Consider the following 15,739-nt stretch of genomic DNA (forward strand, 5'->3'; position numbering starts at 1 on the left):
CTCACTCCTTGTTGCGACGCAGGGCGCGCGCCAGTTCCGGCCCGACATAGGCGACCGCTGCGAGCGCAAGGAGCCCGATCAGCGGACCGTCATGGAAGAACCATGTGCTCCCAGCGCTGTGGCCGGGATGGGCCAGCGCGGCAGTGGGCGCGAGGACGGCGAGAGCAGCTACAAGTTTCATCGGACGGCCTTTCATTAGAAAAACTTATTTCGGGTCGGTCTGTATAAGCTGAGCTTATCTCAGCGGATCGGATGATGGACGGTGACGAGCTTCGTGCCGTCCGGGAAGGTCGCTTCGACCTGAATGGAATGGATCATCTCGGGGATGCCCTCCATGCACTGATCGGCCGAGATCACCCCTGCCCCCGCCTCCATCAGATCGGCGACGGAGCGCCCTTCGCGGGCTCCCTCGACGACGAAATCCGAAATGATTGCAATGGCTTCCGGGTGATTGAGCTTCACGCCGCGTTCCAGCCGATTGCGCGCGACCATCGCAGCAACGCTGATCAGCAGCTTATCCTTTTCCCTCGGTGTCAGGTTCATCGTATTTCCTCAGATCTGCCACACGCGCGGCGCCGCTTCACCGCGTCGCAACGTATTGAAAAGTCGTAGAATTTGTCGCCGCATCGGCCAGCCATCCCGTGCGAGAAGGCGAATGACGCATTTCCCGTCGAACCCTGAAGCCGCCCCTTCGACGCCCGGCTCATCGAGCACCGCGCGCAGGGGCTCCACCGCGTCTTCCGCACCTTGCTGGCACAGAACGAGCGTCGCGAAAGCGCGCGCTTCGCCCAGCACCGCGCTGCGCGCGCCCTTGGCCAAAATGTTGGAATTCAGCAAGAAGGGCTCGAAAAACACAGGCTTTCCGGCGCGATCGATCCGGCGCATGTCGAAAAACTGCAAGTCCTGCACTCGCTCGCCCATCGCGATCCGGCCCAGAACCACCGCCTCGAGCATCAGGCAGGACGCATCGGCGGCCAGCGAAATCGTCGTGTCGCGCGCAAGTTTCGAGCGATCGAACAGGATCGTCTCCTGCGGCAGCCAGTCGAGATGGCACCCGGCGCCGACATTGTGATGCACCTCGACCTGCGCCTGATCACCGTCGGCGCGATAGGCGCGCTCGGCGGCTTGGGTCGTCGCCACGAGCTTCGCGCCATCTTCCAGTTCGGTCTTGTAGGAAAGCCGGTCCACAGAGGCCAAGCCACCGGAAGTATTCAGGAAAACCACTTCTGCCGCGCCCGGAACGCGCGGCAGAATGGCTTTCGCGGACCCGCTTTGATGGAGGCCGGTCAGCCGTGCACCGGAGAAGGCGGCCCGCGCCACGCCGCGCGAACGCTGCATCTCGACTGCAGCCGTAGTCTGTATTTTCGCGTCGAACATGGGTCCCTCCCTCCCGATCCAAAACCGCACCAACGGAGCGGTCCATGCCTTGCTCGCGCAGATTTGGCTTTGACCAAAGCACAACGGCAGCTGCGCCCATTTCACGCGCAGTTTGCCCAATTTTTCAACTGTAATGAATCAGCCCAAGGGGCCGGGACGACGTTCTTCGTTGAGCAGCACATTCGCCTCGACCTGCCCGACCCCGGGCAAGGTCATGATCCGACGCCGCAAAACCCGTTCGAAATCGGGCAGATCGCGGGCAGTGACGCGCAGCCGGTAATCGAAGAGCCCGAGGACGTGCTGCACGAGCTGCACCTCCGGGATCGCGGTCACCGCGCGTTCGAAATCCTCAAGACTGACGCGACCTTTCGCGGCGAGCTTCACGCCCAGAAACACCGTCACGCCGAACCCCAGCGCCTCGGGATCGACGATCACGCGGCGCCCCGCGATCACGCCCGCCTCCTGCATCCGGCGGATTCGGCGCCATGTCGCGGGCTGAGAGAGCCCGAGCTTGCGCCCCAACGCGCCCGCGCTCTGTGTGGAATCGCGGCTCAGCGCCCGCAGCAGCAGGCGGTCGAAATCGTCGAGATCAAGGCTCATATCGGCAGCTCCGCGCTGGATTTGATCGTCGAGATCAGCATCAGGGCGTCGAGTTCGGCGATATGCGGCAAGGTCAGGATGCGGTTGCGGTAGATCTCCTGATAATGCGCCATGTCGCGGGCGATGACCTGCAGGCGCATATCGGTGGACCCGAGGAAGCTTTGAATTTCAATCACTTCCGGGACCTCGCGCGCGGCTGCGGTGAATTCGTCGAAAGCGCGGGGGTTGGTCTTATCCAAGGTGAAGCGCAGAGACACCTCGACCGCCCAGCCGAGCGTGTGCCAGTCGATCAAAGCCTCTTCGCCACGGATCACCCCGCCTTCGCGCAGCTTCTCGATCCGGCGCCAACAGGTCGCGGGCGTGACGCCCGCGCGCTCGGCCAGTTCGGCGGAGGGAAGACCCGGCTCCGCCATCATCTGACGCAATATCCGGCGGTCCGTATCGTCGATCTGCATGAATTTTCCGATTTTACCCACAATCGCGAATGACTTTTATCCTCTATAGCGGATACGCTCAACTTCTGAACGCATATTTCCGCAGAACCTCCTATTCTCACCCTCAGACAAAAAGGAGGAACGCCATGCGCGTCTATTATGATCGCGATTGCGATGTGAACCTGATCAAGGACAAGAAAGTCGCCATTCTCGGCTATGGCTCGCAGGGCCACGCCCACGCGCTGAACCTGCGCGACTCGGGTGCGAAGAACGTGGCCGTGGCGCTGCGCGACGGCTCGCCCTCGAAAACGAAAGCCGAAGGCGAAGGCCTGCAGGTGATGGGTATCGCCGAAGCGGCTGCCTGGTGCGACGTGATCATGTTCACCATGCCCGACGAACTTCAGGCCGAGACCTACAAGAAGTACGTCCATGACAACCTGAAAGACGGCTCGGCGATCGCGTTCGCCCACGGCCTGAACGTGCATTTCGGCCTGATCGAGCCGAAGCCCGGCATCGACGTGATCATGATGGCGCCGAAAGGCCCGGGTCACACCGTGCGCGGCGAATACACCAAGGGCGGCGGCGTGCCGTGCCTCTTCGCGGTCGAGAACGACGCGACCGGCAAGGCGCAGGACATCGCGCTGAGCTACTGCTCGGCCATCGGTGGCGGCCGCTCGGGCATCATCGAGACCAACTTCCGTCAGGAATGCGAAACCGACCTCTTCGGCGAGCAGGCAGTTCTCTGCGGCGGCCTCGTCGAACTGATCCGCATGGGCTTCGAGACCCTCGTGGAAGCCGGTTACGAGCCGGAAATGGCCTATTTCGAGTGCCTCCACGAAGTGAAGCTGATCGTCGACCTGATCTATGAAGGCGGCATCGCGAACATGAACTACTCGATCTCGAACACCGCCGAATATGGCGAGTATGTCTCGGGTCCGCGCATCCTCCCCTACGAGGAAACCAAGAAGCGCATGAAGGACGTCCTGACCGACATCCAGACCGGCAAGTTCGTGCGTGACTTCATGCAGGAAAACGCCGTCGGCCAGCCCTTCTTCAAGGCGACCCGTCGCATCAACGACGAGCACGAAATCGAGCAAGTCGGCGAGAAGCTGCGCGCCATGATGCCCTGGATCTCCAAGGGCAAGATGGTCGACAAGTCGCGCAACTGATCTGCACGACAGTGACGAGATCGGACCCCCGGCCTATGCGCCGGGGGTTCTTTTTTGATCGGGGCTACACCCAGTAGCTCGCGCCGTTGGCCATGTTCATCGTCACGCCCCAGGCAAGGTAGAAGAGCCAGACGCCGGTCAGCAGCTGGAACACGCCGCCCGCTTTTTCCGCCGCCTCGCTATTGGTCCAGCGCGCGCCGAATTCGGCGAGATAGATCAGCATCAGGCCGATGAAGAGGATCGCGGCGGGGATGTCGCCATTGCCCCAGAACGAGATCGTGCCCATCGCGCTCAACCCGAACAGCGGGATCGCCATCCACGCCTCGGGCCCGGGATCGGAATGGGTGTAGCGGCGCAGGCCGATGACGAACCAGTGGATGCCGTAGAGCGAGAAGGCGACGGCCGCCATGTAGAGCGGCGCGGCATTGGCGAAGACCGGAAACCAAGTCAGGCCGACCATCAGGTAGATGCCGGTCAGAAGCTGGCCGAACCCGCCAAGGAATATCCCCCAGAGGCCCAAGGTACGCTCCTGCGCCAGCGGGTCGCCGGACCAACTCGGGCCGTTCGCGACCGCTGCGCCGCCTTGGACGAAATAGTTGATCGAGAGCGATAAGAAGCCGATCGCGAGCGGCCAGAAATCTGATGTGGGAAAAATGGATGATTGGTCCATGACGCACCTCCGGTAAATATCGCCCCTCCATTGCTCCAAAGCAGCGGAAGGCCTTGAAGTTCAGTCACGTTTTGGTCACTCCAGACGCTGACCGCGGCAGCGCGCCGCCTTGCGGGTCTACGGGTTTCTTGTCACAGTTCCGCGAATTGAAAGGGAAGCAGATGGCCGAACCCGACCACGAGGAACTCGAAGCGATCTTCGAGGAGCGCGCAAAATTCTTCACCCCGAAATGGTTCGGCGATCTTTTCGCCGGGCGGCTCGCGCCGGGGGATACGTTCTGGGCGGGCAATTATGGGCCCGCGCTGGTGGTGGTGCCGTTGATCGTGATCCTTGCGCTGTTCACCGCGCTGATCTCGCCGGGCCATCTTGGCGCGTTCTTCGGAAGCTTCGCCGTGGCCGCCGGGATCTACCGGATCGCAGTGCTGATCGGTCTGGTCCGCTCGGTCTGGCGCGCGGAGGCGGGGCCGACATTCTGGCGTTGGGTCGGCGTGCTCTGGACGGTGTTCGAGGCGGTCGCCCTGATCTGGCTGGGGCTGCGGCTCTACGGCGGCTGAGCAAAAAGGGGGCGCGCGGCCCCCTGCTTCGCTCTTTCAAAATATCCCGGGGACGGCCGCAGGCCGGGGGCAGAGCCCCCTCATTCTCGGTTGATTGTCGCCCTACGGCGACGGGGGCAGAGCCCCCTTACGCGGTTTCGGCCTCGACGGCGGCGACGATGCTGTCGACGGTCGCTTCCAGCAGGCCCTCGTCCTCGCATTCCGCCATCACGCGGATCAGCGGCTCGGTGCCGGATTTGCGGATCAGAAGACGACCCTGACCATTCAGACGATTCTCCGCGTCCAATATCGCTTTTGCAACATTATCGGCGCTCAGGGGCTCCTGCCCCGCCTGATACCTTACGTTTTTCAACATTTGCGGCACGGTCTCGAATTGCCGCACGAGGTCGGAGGCGCGTTGATCGGTCTCGACCATCGCGGCGAGGAACTGCAGCCCCGCCATCAGACCGTCGCCGGTCGTGGCGTAATCGGTCATGACGATATGGCCCGATTGCTCGCCGCCCAGATTGAAGCCGCCTTCACGCATCCGCTCGACCACGTAGCGGTCGCCGACCTTGGTCCGCTCGAGCCGCAGCCCCTCGGCCTCAAGGAAACGCTCCAGACCAAGGTTGGACATCACGGTCGCCACCAGCGCGCCGCCGGACAGTTGACCGGATTCGGCCCAGCGTTTCGCGAACAGCGCCATGATCTGATCGCCATCGGCGACATGGCCAGTCTCGTCGATGATCATCACCCGGTCCGCGTCGCCGTCGAGCGAGATGCCAAGATCGGCGCCATGCGCCACCACGGCCTCGGCGCAGGTGCTGACATGCGTCGAGCCGCAGCCATCGTTGATGTTGCGCCCGTCGGGCGAGACACCGACCGGGATCACTTCGCAGCCCAGCTCCCACAGAACCGCCGGCGCCGCGCGATAGGCCGCCCCATTGGCGCAATCGACGACCACTTTCAGGTCGGGCTTGCGCAGTTTCGGGAAGGTGGTCTTGGCATATTCGACATAGCGCCCCAGACCGTCGTCGATCCGCTTGGCGCGGCCGATATTCTCGGGACGCGCGAGGCGGATATCGGTGTCCAGCATCGCCTCGATCTCGGTCTCGGCCTCATCGCTAAGCTTGAACCCGTCGGGGCCGAAGAACTTGATCCCGTTATCCTTGGCCGGGTTGTGGCTGGCGGAGATCATGATGCCCATATCGGCGCGCATCGAGCGGGTCAGGTAGCCCACCGCGGGCGTCGGCACCGGGCCGAGCAGCAGCACGTTCATCCCCGTCGAGGTCAGACCCGCCGTCAGCGCGTTCTCGAACATGTAGCCCGAGAGCCGCGTGTCCTTGCCGATCACCACGCGGTGGCCGCGCGAGTCGTCCTGCCGGAAATAGCGACCCGCGGCAGCGCCCAGTTTCAGTGCCATCTCGGCGGTCATGTTGCCGGAATTGGCCTCGCCGCGGACACCATCGGTGCCAAAAAGCTTCCTGCTCATTCCTCAAAACCTCTTTTGATCGCGTCCCAGAGCCGGATGCCTTGGGCGATCTCGGCCACATCGTGGACGCGGTGAATTTGAATGCCCTGATCGAGCCCGGCGAGCGTCACGGCCAAAGTGCCGGGGGCGCGGCTATCGGCCTCCTCGGCACCGCCCACGGCCCCGATGAAGCGCTTGCGCGACACGCCGAGCAGGACGGGGCAGCCCAGCCCGTGAAACAGGCTGAGACCGCGGATCAGGGCGAGATTGTGCTGCGCGGTCTTGCCGAAGCCGATGCCGGGATCGGCGATGATCGCCTCCCGCGCGATGCCGTAATCCTCGGCCAGCGCGATGCGGTCTTCGAGATAGTCGTAGACGTCGAGCAGAACATCCGTGTAGCGCGGATCGTCCTGCATCGTCTCGGGCAGGCCCTGCGCGTGCATCAGGCAGATCGGCGCGCCGGAGACCTGCGCGACCTCGACCATCGCCGGATCGAATTCCATCGCGGAGACGTCGTTGAGCATCGCGGCCCCCGCCTCCAGCGCCTGATCGGCGACCAGCGACTTGCGGGTGTCGATGGAGATCGGCGCGTCGAAATCGGCATCGCGCAGCGCCGCGATCACGGGTGCGGTACGGGCAATCTCTTCGTCTTCCTCGACCTCAGTGGCGCCGGGACGCGTCGACTCGCCGCCGATATCGAGAATGTCGGCACCCATCTTGCGCAGCGCGACGGCGCGCTCGATCGCGGCGTCCTCGACGTCGAAGCGTCCGCCATCGGAGAAGCTGTCGGGGGTGACGTTCAGGATGCCCATGATCCGGGGCGCATCGAGCGTGATCCCGGCGACCGGGGTGCGCGGGGTGCACAGCCGCTCCATCACCTCTTCGGGCAGATGGGCTGCGGGGATGATCTCGGGCCCGCCATCGCGGCGCAGAATCTCCACCTCATCGAACCAGCACCAGCCCCCGGCGAGGGTCAGGGCCGTGTCGGGACGGGCGGAGTCGGTTCGGGCGACGGGTCGATAATAGAGCTTCTCCATGCGCACCATTCACCCGATTGCGCCCGAGAGTTCAAGCCGTTCAGAGCGGGCGCACCTCGACCGGCACGCGGCTTCCTGCCCGGGCTGAAACAGTCCCGTGAACTTCCAGCCGGGTCGCTGCCATCTGCTCGGCCAGCCACAGCGCCAGCGCCATCGCGTCGCGCGCGGGGCTTTTCGGGCCGTCGGTCGCGTCCAGCACGATCTTGGAAGGGGCCCAGACGACCATCTGGCCGTGGCGCATCGCCCAGTCGATCTCGGTGCGGGTCGCCACCACGACGCAGCGCGGATCGCGGGCCGCGAGCCGCCATGCGTTCTGCTCGATCGCGAGCAGGTCGATGCGGCGCTGCGTGGGCCCCTGCCCGCTTTCGGGCACGGCGCCATCGGGCAGCCCCACGGCAAGGATCACCGGATGGCCCGTCTCCTGCAGCACGTCGAGCCGCGCCGCGAGGTCGGGCGCGTCGATGGCCGCGTTCGACAGATAGGCGACGACCGGGTGCAGGCTTTCCTCCACCCCGCTCTCATCGACGCTTTTCACCGGGACGGAGGCACGGGAGCGCACGATCTCGACGCCGAGCGCACCGGGGCCGCGGTCGAGCTTTTCGATCCGCACGAAGACGCGCATCGCCTGCGGGCTGGCAAGGATACGCTCGGCAACGCCGGCTGCGAGTGTCTCCAGCAGGTTCACCCGCTCCTCGGCCAATTCCGCCGCGATCGCCTCGGTGATCCGGTCATAGGAGAGGATGCGATCCACATCGTCCTCGAGCGGCTCCGGCGTGGGCCGCACCTCTACCACCACGTTGAACTGCAGGCGCTGCGTATGGCCGCGCTCCTGCTGGAAGGCGCCGATATCGGCCTCCACCACATGGTCGCGCAGCGAGATGCGATCCCGGGGGTCGGTGGGCGCAGAGGCCGCCGCCCGCGCTTCGGGATGCGAAAAGGCGAGGGAAATATCGGAACTCATGCGCGCCTCGAGAATTTTTCAGTCATGTCGAGCATAGAAAAAGGGCGGACCGAAGCCCACCCTCAACCGTCATTTCATCGCCTGCCCGCGACGCGAGCCCCTGAAAGCGCGACCTCAGTTCGAGGCGGTGCGCATCGGGTTGGCATAGAAGATGTGATGGCCGATCGACGCGGTTTTCGCGAAGCGGCGCGACCAGCTCGGGCGCACGGCGTGCGTGTGGAAGTAGGTCGCCCCGTCGGTCAGCGAGCGCGGCGCACCGTCGATCATCGCCCGGGCGACTTTCGCGACTTCGGCGTAGGCGCCCTTGTTGCGGACGGTGTCGGAGCGACCGTCGCAATACCAGCTGAACTGGCAGGCACGCGAATTGCCCTGATGGACAACGCCGCAGATCGAACCGGGGAAGCGCGGATCGTCGACACGGTTCAGGATGACCTCGGCGACGGCCTGCTGGCCCTTCACGCCTTCGCCACGCGCTTCGAAGTAAAGCGCCTGCGAGAGGCATTGGAACTGCTCGCCACCCTTGGCAGCGGGTTGCGCGGACAGCCATTTGGCAGACAGGACTTCCGGCATGGTCGCTTGTTTCCTGGACCGTTCCGGCGCCATGGTGAGCGCGGTGACGCGTCGCTTGTCGATCGCGCTCATCGCGGAGCGCTCCGTCCACAGGACCGACATCAGTCCTTGTTCGGCGACCTCGGTGGGGTCGTTCGACTGGCTTACCGTGACTTCGGCACGCAAGCCTCCGGCGAGGGCGAGGAGGATGGCAGCACCCCCCGTCCAGCTTTTCAGCAGTGACATGGTTTTCTTCCGATAAGGTCAATCGCCGCGCACCCCCCATTGAGCCGCGACGGCGCACCGCTTACCCGAGGAAGCTATCCATGTCTAGGTTTTCACGAAAAAATGCGCGACCCCCTACGGAGTCACGGCGGAATCTTGCCAAAATGCACGGTGATTTGCGTGCGATGTCCCTGTCGAATCGCATAGCGCGACGCGCGCCGATTTGCCAATGGTATTTGAGAAAAACGGCCAAAATTTCGCTTCTGTGACCTTACCTCTAGGGAAAAGATCGACCGCGCGGCGCAAGGAGTGCGAAATGGGCAGCGGCGAGACGGGCGACCGGCACCCGGAAAGGCGAACAGGAGACATAATCGAAGCCCGCAGCCCGGCAGAAGGCGATTGATTCGGGGTTTCCGCCATGTTCGCCACAGACCGAGATCGTGACATCGGGCCGGGCGGTGCGTCCGCGCGCGGCCCCGATCAGCAGCAACTCCCCTACCCCTTCAACGTCGAGGATATGGAACGGGTCTTCGCTATAGACCTGCTGGTTCACATAGGTCGACATGAAGCGCCCCGCATCATCGCGTGAGAGCCCGTAGGTCATCTGCGTGAGGTCATTGGTCCCGAAGGACAGGAAGGCCGCGTGTTCGGCGATCTCACCGGCGCGCAGGGCCGCTCGGGGCGTCTCCACCATCACGCCGAGGCGGTAGGTGAAATCTTCCTTGGTCTCGGTGCGCACGGCGGCGGCGACCGCATCGACCCGTGTCTTCACGATCTCGACCTCGCGCGAGGCGGAAACGAGCGGGATCATGATCTCCGGCACCACCTCTGCGCCCCGACGGAGCGCCTCCACGGTGGCCTCGAAGATCGCGCGGGCCTGCATGTCGTAGATCTCGGGCACGGTCACGCCCAAGCGCACGCCGCGCATCCCCAGCATCGGGTTGAACTCCGAGAGGGCCTCCACCCGGCGCGTGACCTCCGACAGCGGACGGTCCAGCGCCTCGGCCAGCTCGCGCATCCCCTCGCGGTCATGCGGCAGGAATTCGTGCAACGGCGGGTCGAAGAGACGGATACAGACCGGCTCCCCCTTCATCAACTCGAACAGCGCCCCGAAATCGTCCCGCTGCATCGGCAGCAGCCGGTCGAGAGCTGCGCGGCGATCCTCCGGCCCGTCGGCGAAGATCATCTCGCGCATCACCGTCAGGCGGTCTTCGTCGAAGAACATATGCTCGGTCCGGCACAACCCGATCCCGTCCGCCTCGAACATCAGCGCGGTGCGCGCGTCCTCCGGCGTGTCGGCATTGGCGCGGATGCCGATATCGCGCACCAGATCGGCCCAGCTCAGAAGCGTGCGGAACCCGTCATCCAGCGCGGGCGCGAGCATCTCCGCCGTCCCCACCAGCACCTCGCCATTGGTCCCGTCGAGCGTGACCGTGTCGCCCTCGCGGAACAGCCGCCCCTTGGGACCGCGGAACTGACGCTCGCGGCTGTTGATCTCGATCTCCGCGCCGACGATGCAGGGCAGGCCCAGACCGCGCGCGATCACCGCCGCGTGGGAGGTCATCCCGCCGCGTTCGGTCAGCACGGCGACGGCGGCATGCATGCCGCGGATATCCTCGGGCGAGGTTTCGCGGCGCACGAGGATGCAGGGCTCGTCGCGCGCCGCAGAGGCCTGCGCGGCGGCCGCAGAGAACACGATCTTGCCGGTCGCCGCCCCCGGAGAGGCCGCGATCCCGCGCGCCAGCACGTCGCGCGGCGCACGCGGATCGACCTGATAGTGCAGAAGCTCGGTAATGGCGCGCGGCTCGACCCGCAGCAGCGCATCCTCGCGCGAGATCACATCGTCATTGGCCAGCGCCACCGCGATGCGCACGGCAGCCCGCGACGAGCGCGGCACCCGCACCGCATCGATCACATGGACCTTGCCGCTCTCGATGGTGAACTCAATCTGCATCTCTTCGCGCAGCTTCACCCGGCAGCGCGCGCCGTAATCCTTCAGCGTGTCGAAGACGCGGCCATCCTCCTCTTCGAGCGAGGCCCCGCGCGGGTCGCACGTCAGATAGAGCGTCTCGACCGCGCTGGTGCGGCCCTGGCTCTGGCCGCGGAAGCGCCCGGTGATCTGCGGCGCCCCGGTCACGCCATCGACGAATTGCATCGTGCCCGAGCCCGACAGGCCCGGCCCGATCCCCAGCGCCATCTCCTGCACCAGAAGCCCCAGCACCGCATCGGGTGGCGCGCCCTTGGCCTGCCGCAGGAGCCGTGCCGTCGTGCCCTCCCAGGCCCGCGCCATGGAGCGCAGGACCTCGGCCAGCTGCTGGGCGCCCGATTGCGGGAACCGCTCGTCGGTTTCCTCTTCATAGGCATCGAGCGCCGCTTCCAGCGCGCCTGGCCCGGGCTCCTGCTGGAACATATCCGGATCGAGCCGCGCCACATGGAGCGAGTAGAGCTGTACGAAGCGCAGATAGAGCGCGTCGGCGGCCTCGCTGCCATGCGTGTTGGACAGCACCGCATGCATGTCGTCATTCATGCCGACATTGAGCACCGTGCCCGGCCCGCCCCATTCGGGATTTTCCGGGCTCGGCCGGACCGAGACCAGCATCTCCGGCCCGAAGCAATCCGCGATCGCCGCCATGTCGAAGACCTGTCCCGACGCGATCGCGCGCACGGTTTCCGCGGGCAGAGCGACGGTTTTCGGGACGGGAAGTTCGAGCCGGATCAGCCGCTGAAGGCATTTCGCGCGCCAGCCGTGACGCGCCTTATCGACCGAGGCCGAAGGCGTAAGTGTCACAAAATCAGCGTTTTCAACGGGTTTCTGCATTGCAGCGCGCCTTCTCTCTCGACGCAGGATAGGCTGATTCCCCGCCCTCGCAAGTGTGACATTCGGACAGGATACGCCGCGTCACACGCCCGCCCTGTCCCACCCCTGCGACAGGAGGCGCCGTGCGGGCGCCTCCGGCGGGGATATTTCCACCAAGAGGAAGGATCAGCCTTCGATCTTGGTGAGGTCAGCCACATCGAGACAGATCTGCCGGATGCGCGAAAGCAGGTTGAGACGGTTGCGCCGCAGGATCGGGTTATCGGCATTGATCTGCACCGCTTCGAAGAACGCGTCGATCGGCGCGCGCAGGTCGGCCATCGCGGACATCGCGGCGGCGAAATCTTCGTCTGCCATCGCTGGGGCGATCTTGGCTTCGGCGGCGTCGAGCGCGGCAAAGAGGGCTTTTTCCTCGTCCGTTTCCGCAAATTTCGGATCGGCGCCGAAGCTGTATTCCACCCCGTCCTTTTCCTCGGCCTGCGTGAGAATGTTGTTCGCGCGCTTGAAGCCCTGGATCAGGTTCTCGCCATCGTCGGTCTTGAAAAAGTCCGACAGCGCCTCGGCCCGTTTGACGACGAGGGTGAGATCGTCGCTGCCCGGCATGGCGAGCACGGCGTCGATCACGTCGTGACGGATCCCCGCATCGCGCAGGTGGACCTTGAGGCGGTCGTGGAAGAAGGAGAGGAGGTCGTTTGCCTTCTGAACGGCATTCTCCGCCACCCCACGAGAAAAATCTTTAGATTCCAATCGTTCAATCACATCTTCAAACGCTGCGATTTTCATTTCGTGAACCGCAAGTTGGACTTTTGAATTTTCGATGGCGGGGAATTCTTGTTGCGCCACCCTCGCGATAGGATCCTGGTTGACCTTCTGGCCAATAATCCCAGAAGCGATCATTTTAAAGAATATGGCAGTAGGCGACACTCGAATCTCATTAGCCAGCACCAACCGGATCACACCCAGCGCGGCGCGACGCAGCGCGAATGGGTCCTTCGAGCCCGTGGGTTTCTCGTCGATCGCCCAGAAGCCGGTCAGCGTGTCGATCTTGTCGGCCAAGGCGACGGCGACCGAGACGGGTTCGGACGGCACAGCATCGGACGGGCCCAGCGGCGCGTAGTGGTCGCGGCAGGCATCGGCGACGGCGTCGGACAGCCCCGCTTTTTGCGCGTAATAGCGGCCCATCACGCCCTGCAGCTCGGGGAATTCATAGACCATTTCCGAGCGCAGATCGGATTTGGCGACGCGGGCGGCTTCGGCGGCGAGGTCCGGCTTCGCGCCGACCAAGGGCGCGATTTCGCGCGCGAGGTTTTCGATGCGTCGGATGCGGTCGCCCTGCGAGCCCAGCTTGTTGTGGAAGGTCACGGCGTCGAGCCCCGCGCCCATCCCTTCGAGCCCGTGGGCCTGAACGGTGCGCAGGTCGTTTTCCCAGAAGAACTTGGCATCCGACAGACGCGCCGAGAGCACCTTCTGGTTGCCCGCGAGGATGGTCGCGCCGTGATCGGCGGTCTCGCGGTTGGCGACGGTGACGAAACCCTCGATCCGGCCGGTCTTGGGGTTCTTCACCGAGAAGAATTTCTGATGCTCTTTCATCGAGGTCTGCAGCACCTCGGGCGGCAGGTCGAGGAATTCGCCGTCGATCTCGCCCATCAGGGTGACGGGCCATTCGACGAGGCCCGAGACCTCGGCCAGAAGGCCCTTGTCCGGCACCACTTCCCAGCCCTTGGCGAAGGCCATCTGCGCGGCATCGTGGTCGATCGCCTCGGCGCGCTCATTGGGGTCGAGCATGACCTTGGCGGCCTTCAACTGCTTGGCGTAGCTCTCGTAGCCCGAGACCTGAAGCACGTCGGGCGCCATGAAGCGGTGACCGCGCGTGGTGTCGCCGGCTTTGATGCCATCCACGTCGAGCGGCACGACGGTCGCGCCGGCCTCGTCGGTCAGGATCGCGAGGATCGAATGCAGCGGGCGCACCCAGCGCAGGCTGCCTTCGCCCCAACGCATGGATTTCGGCCAGGGGAAGTTGCGGATCGTTTTCTCGAGCACCTCGGCCACGATCTCGGTCGCGGGGCGGCCCGGCTTTTCGATCACGGCGAAATAGACCTGCCCCTTCTTGTCGTCGCGCGCCTCGAGCTGATCCATCGTGAGCCCGGTCGAGCGCAGGAAGCCCTCGACCGCCTTTTCGGGCGCGTCGGTGCGCGGGCCCTTGCGCTCTTCGCGCAGGGTCGGCGAATTCGCGGTCAGCCCCTCGACGGTCAGCGTCAGGCGGCGCGGGGTCGAGAAAGCGCCGGCGGAGGCATAGGTCAGACCTGCCTCGACGACGCCATCGGTGATCAGTTTCTTCAGATCCTCGCGGGCCTTGGGCTGCATCCGCGCGGGGATTTCTTCGGAGAACAGTTCAATCAGAAGATCGGGCATGTCATTTCTCCGCTTCGTCGTTCAGTTGGTGCCAGACATAGGCCCGGCCATCGGGATAAAGAGCCACGACGCGGTCAACGCCGGGGTGGATGTTGTGTTGCGACAGGAAGGCCACCGCACGGCCTGCCTCGAGGTCCGCGCCGATGGTTTTCGCGTCATAGCAGTCGAACCATTTGGGGCCGATCAGCGGGGTCGGTCGGTCATAGACCTCATAGGTCTCGGTCGCCGTTGCAATCGACAGATCGGTGTCGAAGCAGGCGCGGTAGCGCAGGGGCGAGCTGTCCGCGTCGATCCCCTTGTAGCCCTCGGCCTGCAACGGGTCCTGCGTCGTACCGTCCAGCTCCATCAGCGAGACTTTCGCCGCGTCGGAGCCCGGCGCGATCTCGTCGTAATAACCGTATTCCTGCGAATAATAGACCACCGCGCCGAAGACGAGCGCGATTACCACGATGCCGCCTCCGATGAGCTTACCATTCACGCGACAGCCTCGTTGGCTTCATTCTGCGAGGCCCCGCCCGCTTCGGTCTGCACGAAAGCGTCGGCGCAGGCCTTGGCCAGCGCACGGACGCGACCGATATAGGCCTGACGCTCGGTGACCGAAATCACGCCGCGCGCGTCGAGCAGATTGAAGAGATGCGACGCCTTGATGCACTGGTCGTAGGCCGGATGCGCCATGATGATCTTGCGGCCCGCATCGTCGGCCTCGGGCGAGGCGAGGATACGTTCGCATTCGGCCTCGGCATCCTCGAAATGGCGCAGCAGCGTCTCGGTATCGGCCACGTCGAAATTCCAGCGCGAATATTCCTGCTCGGTCTGGCGGAACACGTCGCCGTATTTCAGCGCGATCGGCGCGGACGGGTCGTTATAGGGCATATCCATGACGTGATCGATGCCCAGCACATACATCGCCAGACGCTCGAGCCCGTAGGTCAGCTCGCCCGAGACCGGCTTGCAGTCATGGCCGCCGACCTGCTGGAAATAGGTGAACTGGCTGACTTCCATACCGTCGCACCAGACCTCCCAGCCAAGCCCCCACGCGCCGAGCGTCGGGCTTTCCCAGTCGTCTTCCACGAAGCGGATATCGTGCAGTTCGGTGTCGATCCCGATCGCGCGGAGCGAGCCGAGATACAGCTCCTGCAGGTCCGGCGGGCTCGGTTTGATGAGCACCTGATACTGATAGTAGTGCTGCAGGCGGTTCGGGTTCTCGCCATAGCGGCCATCGGTCGGACGGCGCGAGGGCTGGACATAGGCGGCCGCCCAGGGCTTGGAGCCGAGCGCGCGCAGCGTCGTCGCCGGGTGGAAGGTGCCTGCCCCCACTTCCATGTCATAAGGCTGCATCACCGCGCAGCCTTTCGAGGCCCAATAGCTCATCAGGCGCAGGATGATTTCCTGAAAGGATTTCGGGGCGTCCGGGTTTGCCATATTTCGCACCTTCCGTTGAAGCGCCTTCTCTCTAGGCAAGGGGCGCGGGGGCGTCAACGCCCTG

General features: G+C 64.6%; 16 protein-coding genes. 2 read left to right on the forward strand and 14 right to left on the reverse strand.

Annotated elements, in window-relative coordinates; all coding sequences use genetic code 11:
* Window position 1 precedes the first annotated feature (1 nt).
* The 5 genes from AC2TZ7_RS16815 to AC2TZ7_RS16835 form a co-directional block, all read right to left on the reverse strand.
* Window positions 2-181, reverse strand: coding sequence for a hypothetical protein (locus AC2TZ7_RS16815; protein WP_152844786.1), 180 nt, complete (start codon window positions 179-181; stop codon window positions 2-4).
* A gap of 59 nt (window positions 182-240) precedes the next feature.
* Complete coding sequence (locus AC2TZ7_RS16820; RefSeq protein ID WP_075776945.1) at window positions 241-543, reverse strand: urease subunit gamma; 303 nt, start codon at window positions 541-543, stop codon at window positions 241-243.
* 9 nt (window positions 544-552) lie between these two features.
* Complete coding sequence (locus tag AC2TZ7_RS16825; RefSeq protein ID WP_489865079.1) at window positions 553-1,377, reverse strand: urease accessory protein UreD; 825 nt, start codon at window positions 1,375-1,377, stop codon at window positions 553-555.
* A 138-nt stretch (window positions 1,378-1,515) separates the two neighbouring features.
* Window positions 1,516-1,977: an Lrp/AsnC family transcriptional regulator gene (locus AC2TZ7_RS16830; RefSeq protein ID WP_098411635.1), complete on the reverse strand. Its 462-nt coding sequence runs from the start codon at window positions 1,975-1,977 to the stop codon at window positions 1,516-1,518.
* Window positions 1,974-2,432, reverse strand: coding sequence for an Lrp/AsnC family transcriptional regulator (locus tag AC2TZ7_RS16835; RefSeq protein ID WP_489865080.1), 459 nt, complete (start codon window positions 2,430-2,432; stop codon window positions 1,974-1,976). The genes AC2TZ7_RS16830 and AC2TZ7_RS16835 overlap by 4 nt, the downstream gene beginning before the upstream one ends.
* Before the next feature lie 29 nt (window positions 2,433-2,461).
* On the opposite strand from AC2TZ7_RS16835, the gene ilvC reads away from it, so the two are divergent.
* Window positions 2,462-3,580 (forward strand): ketol-acid reductoisomerase, encoded by a 1,119-nt coding sequence (gene ilvC / locus AC2TZ7_RS16840; protein ID WP_489865081.1) that lies wholly within the window; start codon window positions 2,462-2,464, stop codon window positions 3,578-3,580.
* A 64-nt stretch (window positions 3,581-3,644) separates the two neighbouring features.
* Here the strand turns inward: ilvC and AC2TZ7_RS16845 are convergent, their stop codons facing one another.
* The gene (locus AC2TZ7_RS16845) at window positions 3,645-4,250 is read right to left on the reverse strand and encodes a hypothetical protein (RefSeq protein ID WP_489865082.1); all 606 of its coding nucleotides are present in this window, start codon (window positions 4,248-4,250) and stop codon (window positions 3,645-3,647) included.
* A 161-nt stretch (window positions 4,251-4,411) separates the two neighbouring features.
* Here AC2TZ7_RS16845 and AC2TZ7_RS16850 point away from each other — a divergent pair, with 161 nt between their 5' ends.
* Entirely contained in the window at window positions 4,412-4,804 is a 393-nt protein-coding gene (locus tag AC2TZ7_RS16850) for a hypothetical protein (protein WP_489865083.1), read from the forward strand.
* 127 nt (window positions 4,805-4,931) lie between these two features.
* On the opposite strand, the gene glmM is transcribed toward AC2TZ7_RS16850, so the two are convergent.
* From glmM to AC2TZ7_RS16890, 8 genes are all read right to left on the reverse strand, one after another.
* Window positions 4,932-6,275 carry a phosphoglucosamine mutase gene (gene glmM, locus AC2TZ7_RS16855; RefSeq protein ID WP_489865084.1) on the reverse strand — a complete coding sequence of 448 codons (1,344 nt, stop codon included), beginning with the start codon at window positions 6,273-6,275 and terminating at the stop codon, window positions 4,932-4,934.
* Entirely contained in the window at window positions 6,272-7,291 is a 1,020-nt protein-coding gene (gene folP, locus AC2TZ7_RS16860) for a dihydropteroate synthase (RefSeq protein ID WP_489865085.1), read from the reverse strand. The genes glmM and folP overlap by 4 nt, the downstream gene beginning before the upstream one ends.
* A 40-nt stretch (window positions 7,292-7,331) precedes the next feature.
* Window positions 7,332-8,252, reverse strand: a complete 921-nt coding sequence (locus AC2TZ7_RS16865; protein WP_489865086.1) for a dihydroneopterin aldolase — start codon at window positions 8,250-8,252, stop codon at window positions 7,332-7,334.
* A gap of 114 nt (window positions 8,253-8,366) precedes the next feature.
* The gene (locus AC2TZ7_RS16870; RefSeq protein ID WP_489865087.1) at window positions 8,367-9,047 is read right to left on the reverse strand and encodes a cell wall hydrolase; all 681 of its coding nucleotides are present in this window, start codon (window positions 9,045-9,047) and stop codon (window positions 8,367-8,369) included.
* Window positions 9,048-9,303: 256 nt separating this feature from the next.
* Entirely contained in the window at window positions 9,304-11,844 is a 2,541-nt protein-coding gene (locus tag AC2TZ7_RS16875; protein ID WP_489865088.1) for a putative PEP-binding protein, read from the reverse strand.
* Window positions 11,845-12,009: 165 nt separating this feature from the next.
* Complete coding sequence (gene glyS / locus AC2TZ7_RS16880; RefSeq protein WP_489865089.1) at window positions 12,010-14,253, reverse strand: glycine--tRNA ligase subunit beta; 2,244 nt, start codon at window positions 14,251-14,253, stop codon at window positions 12,010-12,012.
* A gap of 1 nt (window position 14,254) precedes the next feature.
* The gene (locus tag AC2TZ7_RS16885) at window positions 14,255-14,731 is read right to left on the reverse strand and encodes a DUF6446 family protein (protein WP_078541861.1); all 477 of its coding nucleotides are present in this window, start codon (window positions 14,729-14,731) and stop codon (window positions 14,255-14,257) included.
* Window positions 14,728-15,675, reverse strand: a complete 948-nt coding sequence (locus tag AC2TZ7_RS16890) for a glycine--tRNA ligase subunit alpha (protein ID WP_489865090.1) — start codon at window positions 15,673-15,675, stop codon at window positions 14,728-14,730. The genes AC2TZ7_RS16885 and AC2TZ7_RS16890 overlap by 4 nt, the downstream gene beginning before the upstream one ends.
* Window positions 15,676-15,739 lie beyond the last annotated feature (64 nt).

The organism is Thioclava sp. ISO4, assembly GCF_058105145.1.

What these genes read in the sequence shown, in the direction of transcription:
- AC2TZ7_RS16865 (WP_489865086.1), bottom strand. Translation starts at nt 8,252, where the DNA reads ATGAGTTCCGATATTTCCCTCGCCTTTTCGCATCCCGAAGCGCGGGCG.
- AC2TZ7_RS16890 (WP_489865090.1), bottom strand. Translation starts at nt 15,675, where the DNA reads ATGGCAAACCCGGACGCCCCGAAATCCTTTCAGGAAATCATCCTGCGC.
- ilvC (WP_489865081.1), top strand. Translation starts at nt 2,462, where the DNA reads ATGACTTTTATCCTCTATAGCGGATACGCTCAACTTCTGAACGCATAT.
- AC2TZ7_RS16820 (WP_075776945.1), bottom strand. Translation starts at nt 543, where the DNA reads ATGAACCTGACACCGAGGGAAAAGGATAAGCTGCTGATCAGCGTTGCT.
- AC2TZ7_RS16850 (WP_489865083.1), top strand. Translation starts at nt 4,412, where the DNA reads ATGGCCGAACCCGACCACGAGGAACTCGAAGCGATCTTCGAGGAGCGC.
- AC2TZ7_RS16815 (WP_152844786.1), bottom strand. Translation starts at nt 181, where the DNA reads ATGAAACTTGTAGCTGCTCTCGCCGTCCTCGCGCCCACTGCCGCGCTG.
- glmM (WP_489865084.1), bottom strand. Translation starts at nt 6,275, where the DNA reads ATGAGCAGGAAGCTTTTTGGCACCGATGGTGTCCGCGGCGAGGCCAAT.
- AC2TZ7_RS16830 (WP_098411635.1), bottom strand. Translation starts at nt 1,977, where the DNA reads ATGAGCCTTGATCTCGACGATTTCGACCGCCTGCTGCTGCGGGCGCTG.
- AC2TZ7_RS16875 (WP_489865088.1), bottom strand. Translation starts at nt 11,844, where the DNA reads ATGCAGAAACCCGTTGAAAACGCTGATTTTGTGACACTTACGCCTTCG.
- glyS (WP_489865089.1), bottom strand. Translation starts at nt 14,253, where the DNA reads ATGCCCGATCTTCTGATTGAACTGTTCTCCGAAGAAATCCCCGCGCGG.
- folP (WP_489865085.1), bottom strand. Translation starts at nt 7,291, where the DNA reads ATGGAGAAGCTCTATTATCGACCCGTCGCCCGAACCGACTCCGCCCGT.
- AC2TZ7_RS16835 (WP_489865080.1), bottom strand. Translation starts at nt 2,432, where the DNA reads ATGCAGATCGACGATACGGACCGCCGGATATTGCGTCAGATGATGGCG.
- AC2TZ7_RS16825 (WP_489865079.1), bottom strand. Translation starts at nt 1,377, where the DNA reads ATGTTCGACGCGAAAATACAGACTACGGCTGCAGTCGAGATGCAGCGT.
- AC2TZ7_RS16870 (WP_489865087.1), bottom strand. Translation starts at nt 9,047, where the DNA reads ATGTCACTGCTGAAAAGCTGGACGGGGGGTGCTGCCATCCTCCTCGCC.
- AC2TZ7_RS16845 (WP_489865082.1), bottom strand. Translation starts at nt 4,250, where the DNA reads ATGGACCAATCATCCATTTTTCCCACATCAGATTTCTGGCCGCTCGCG.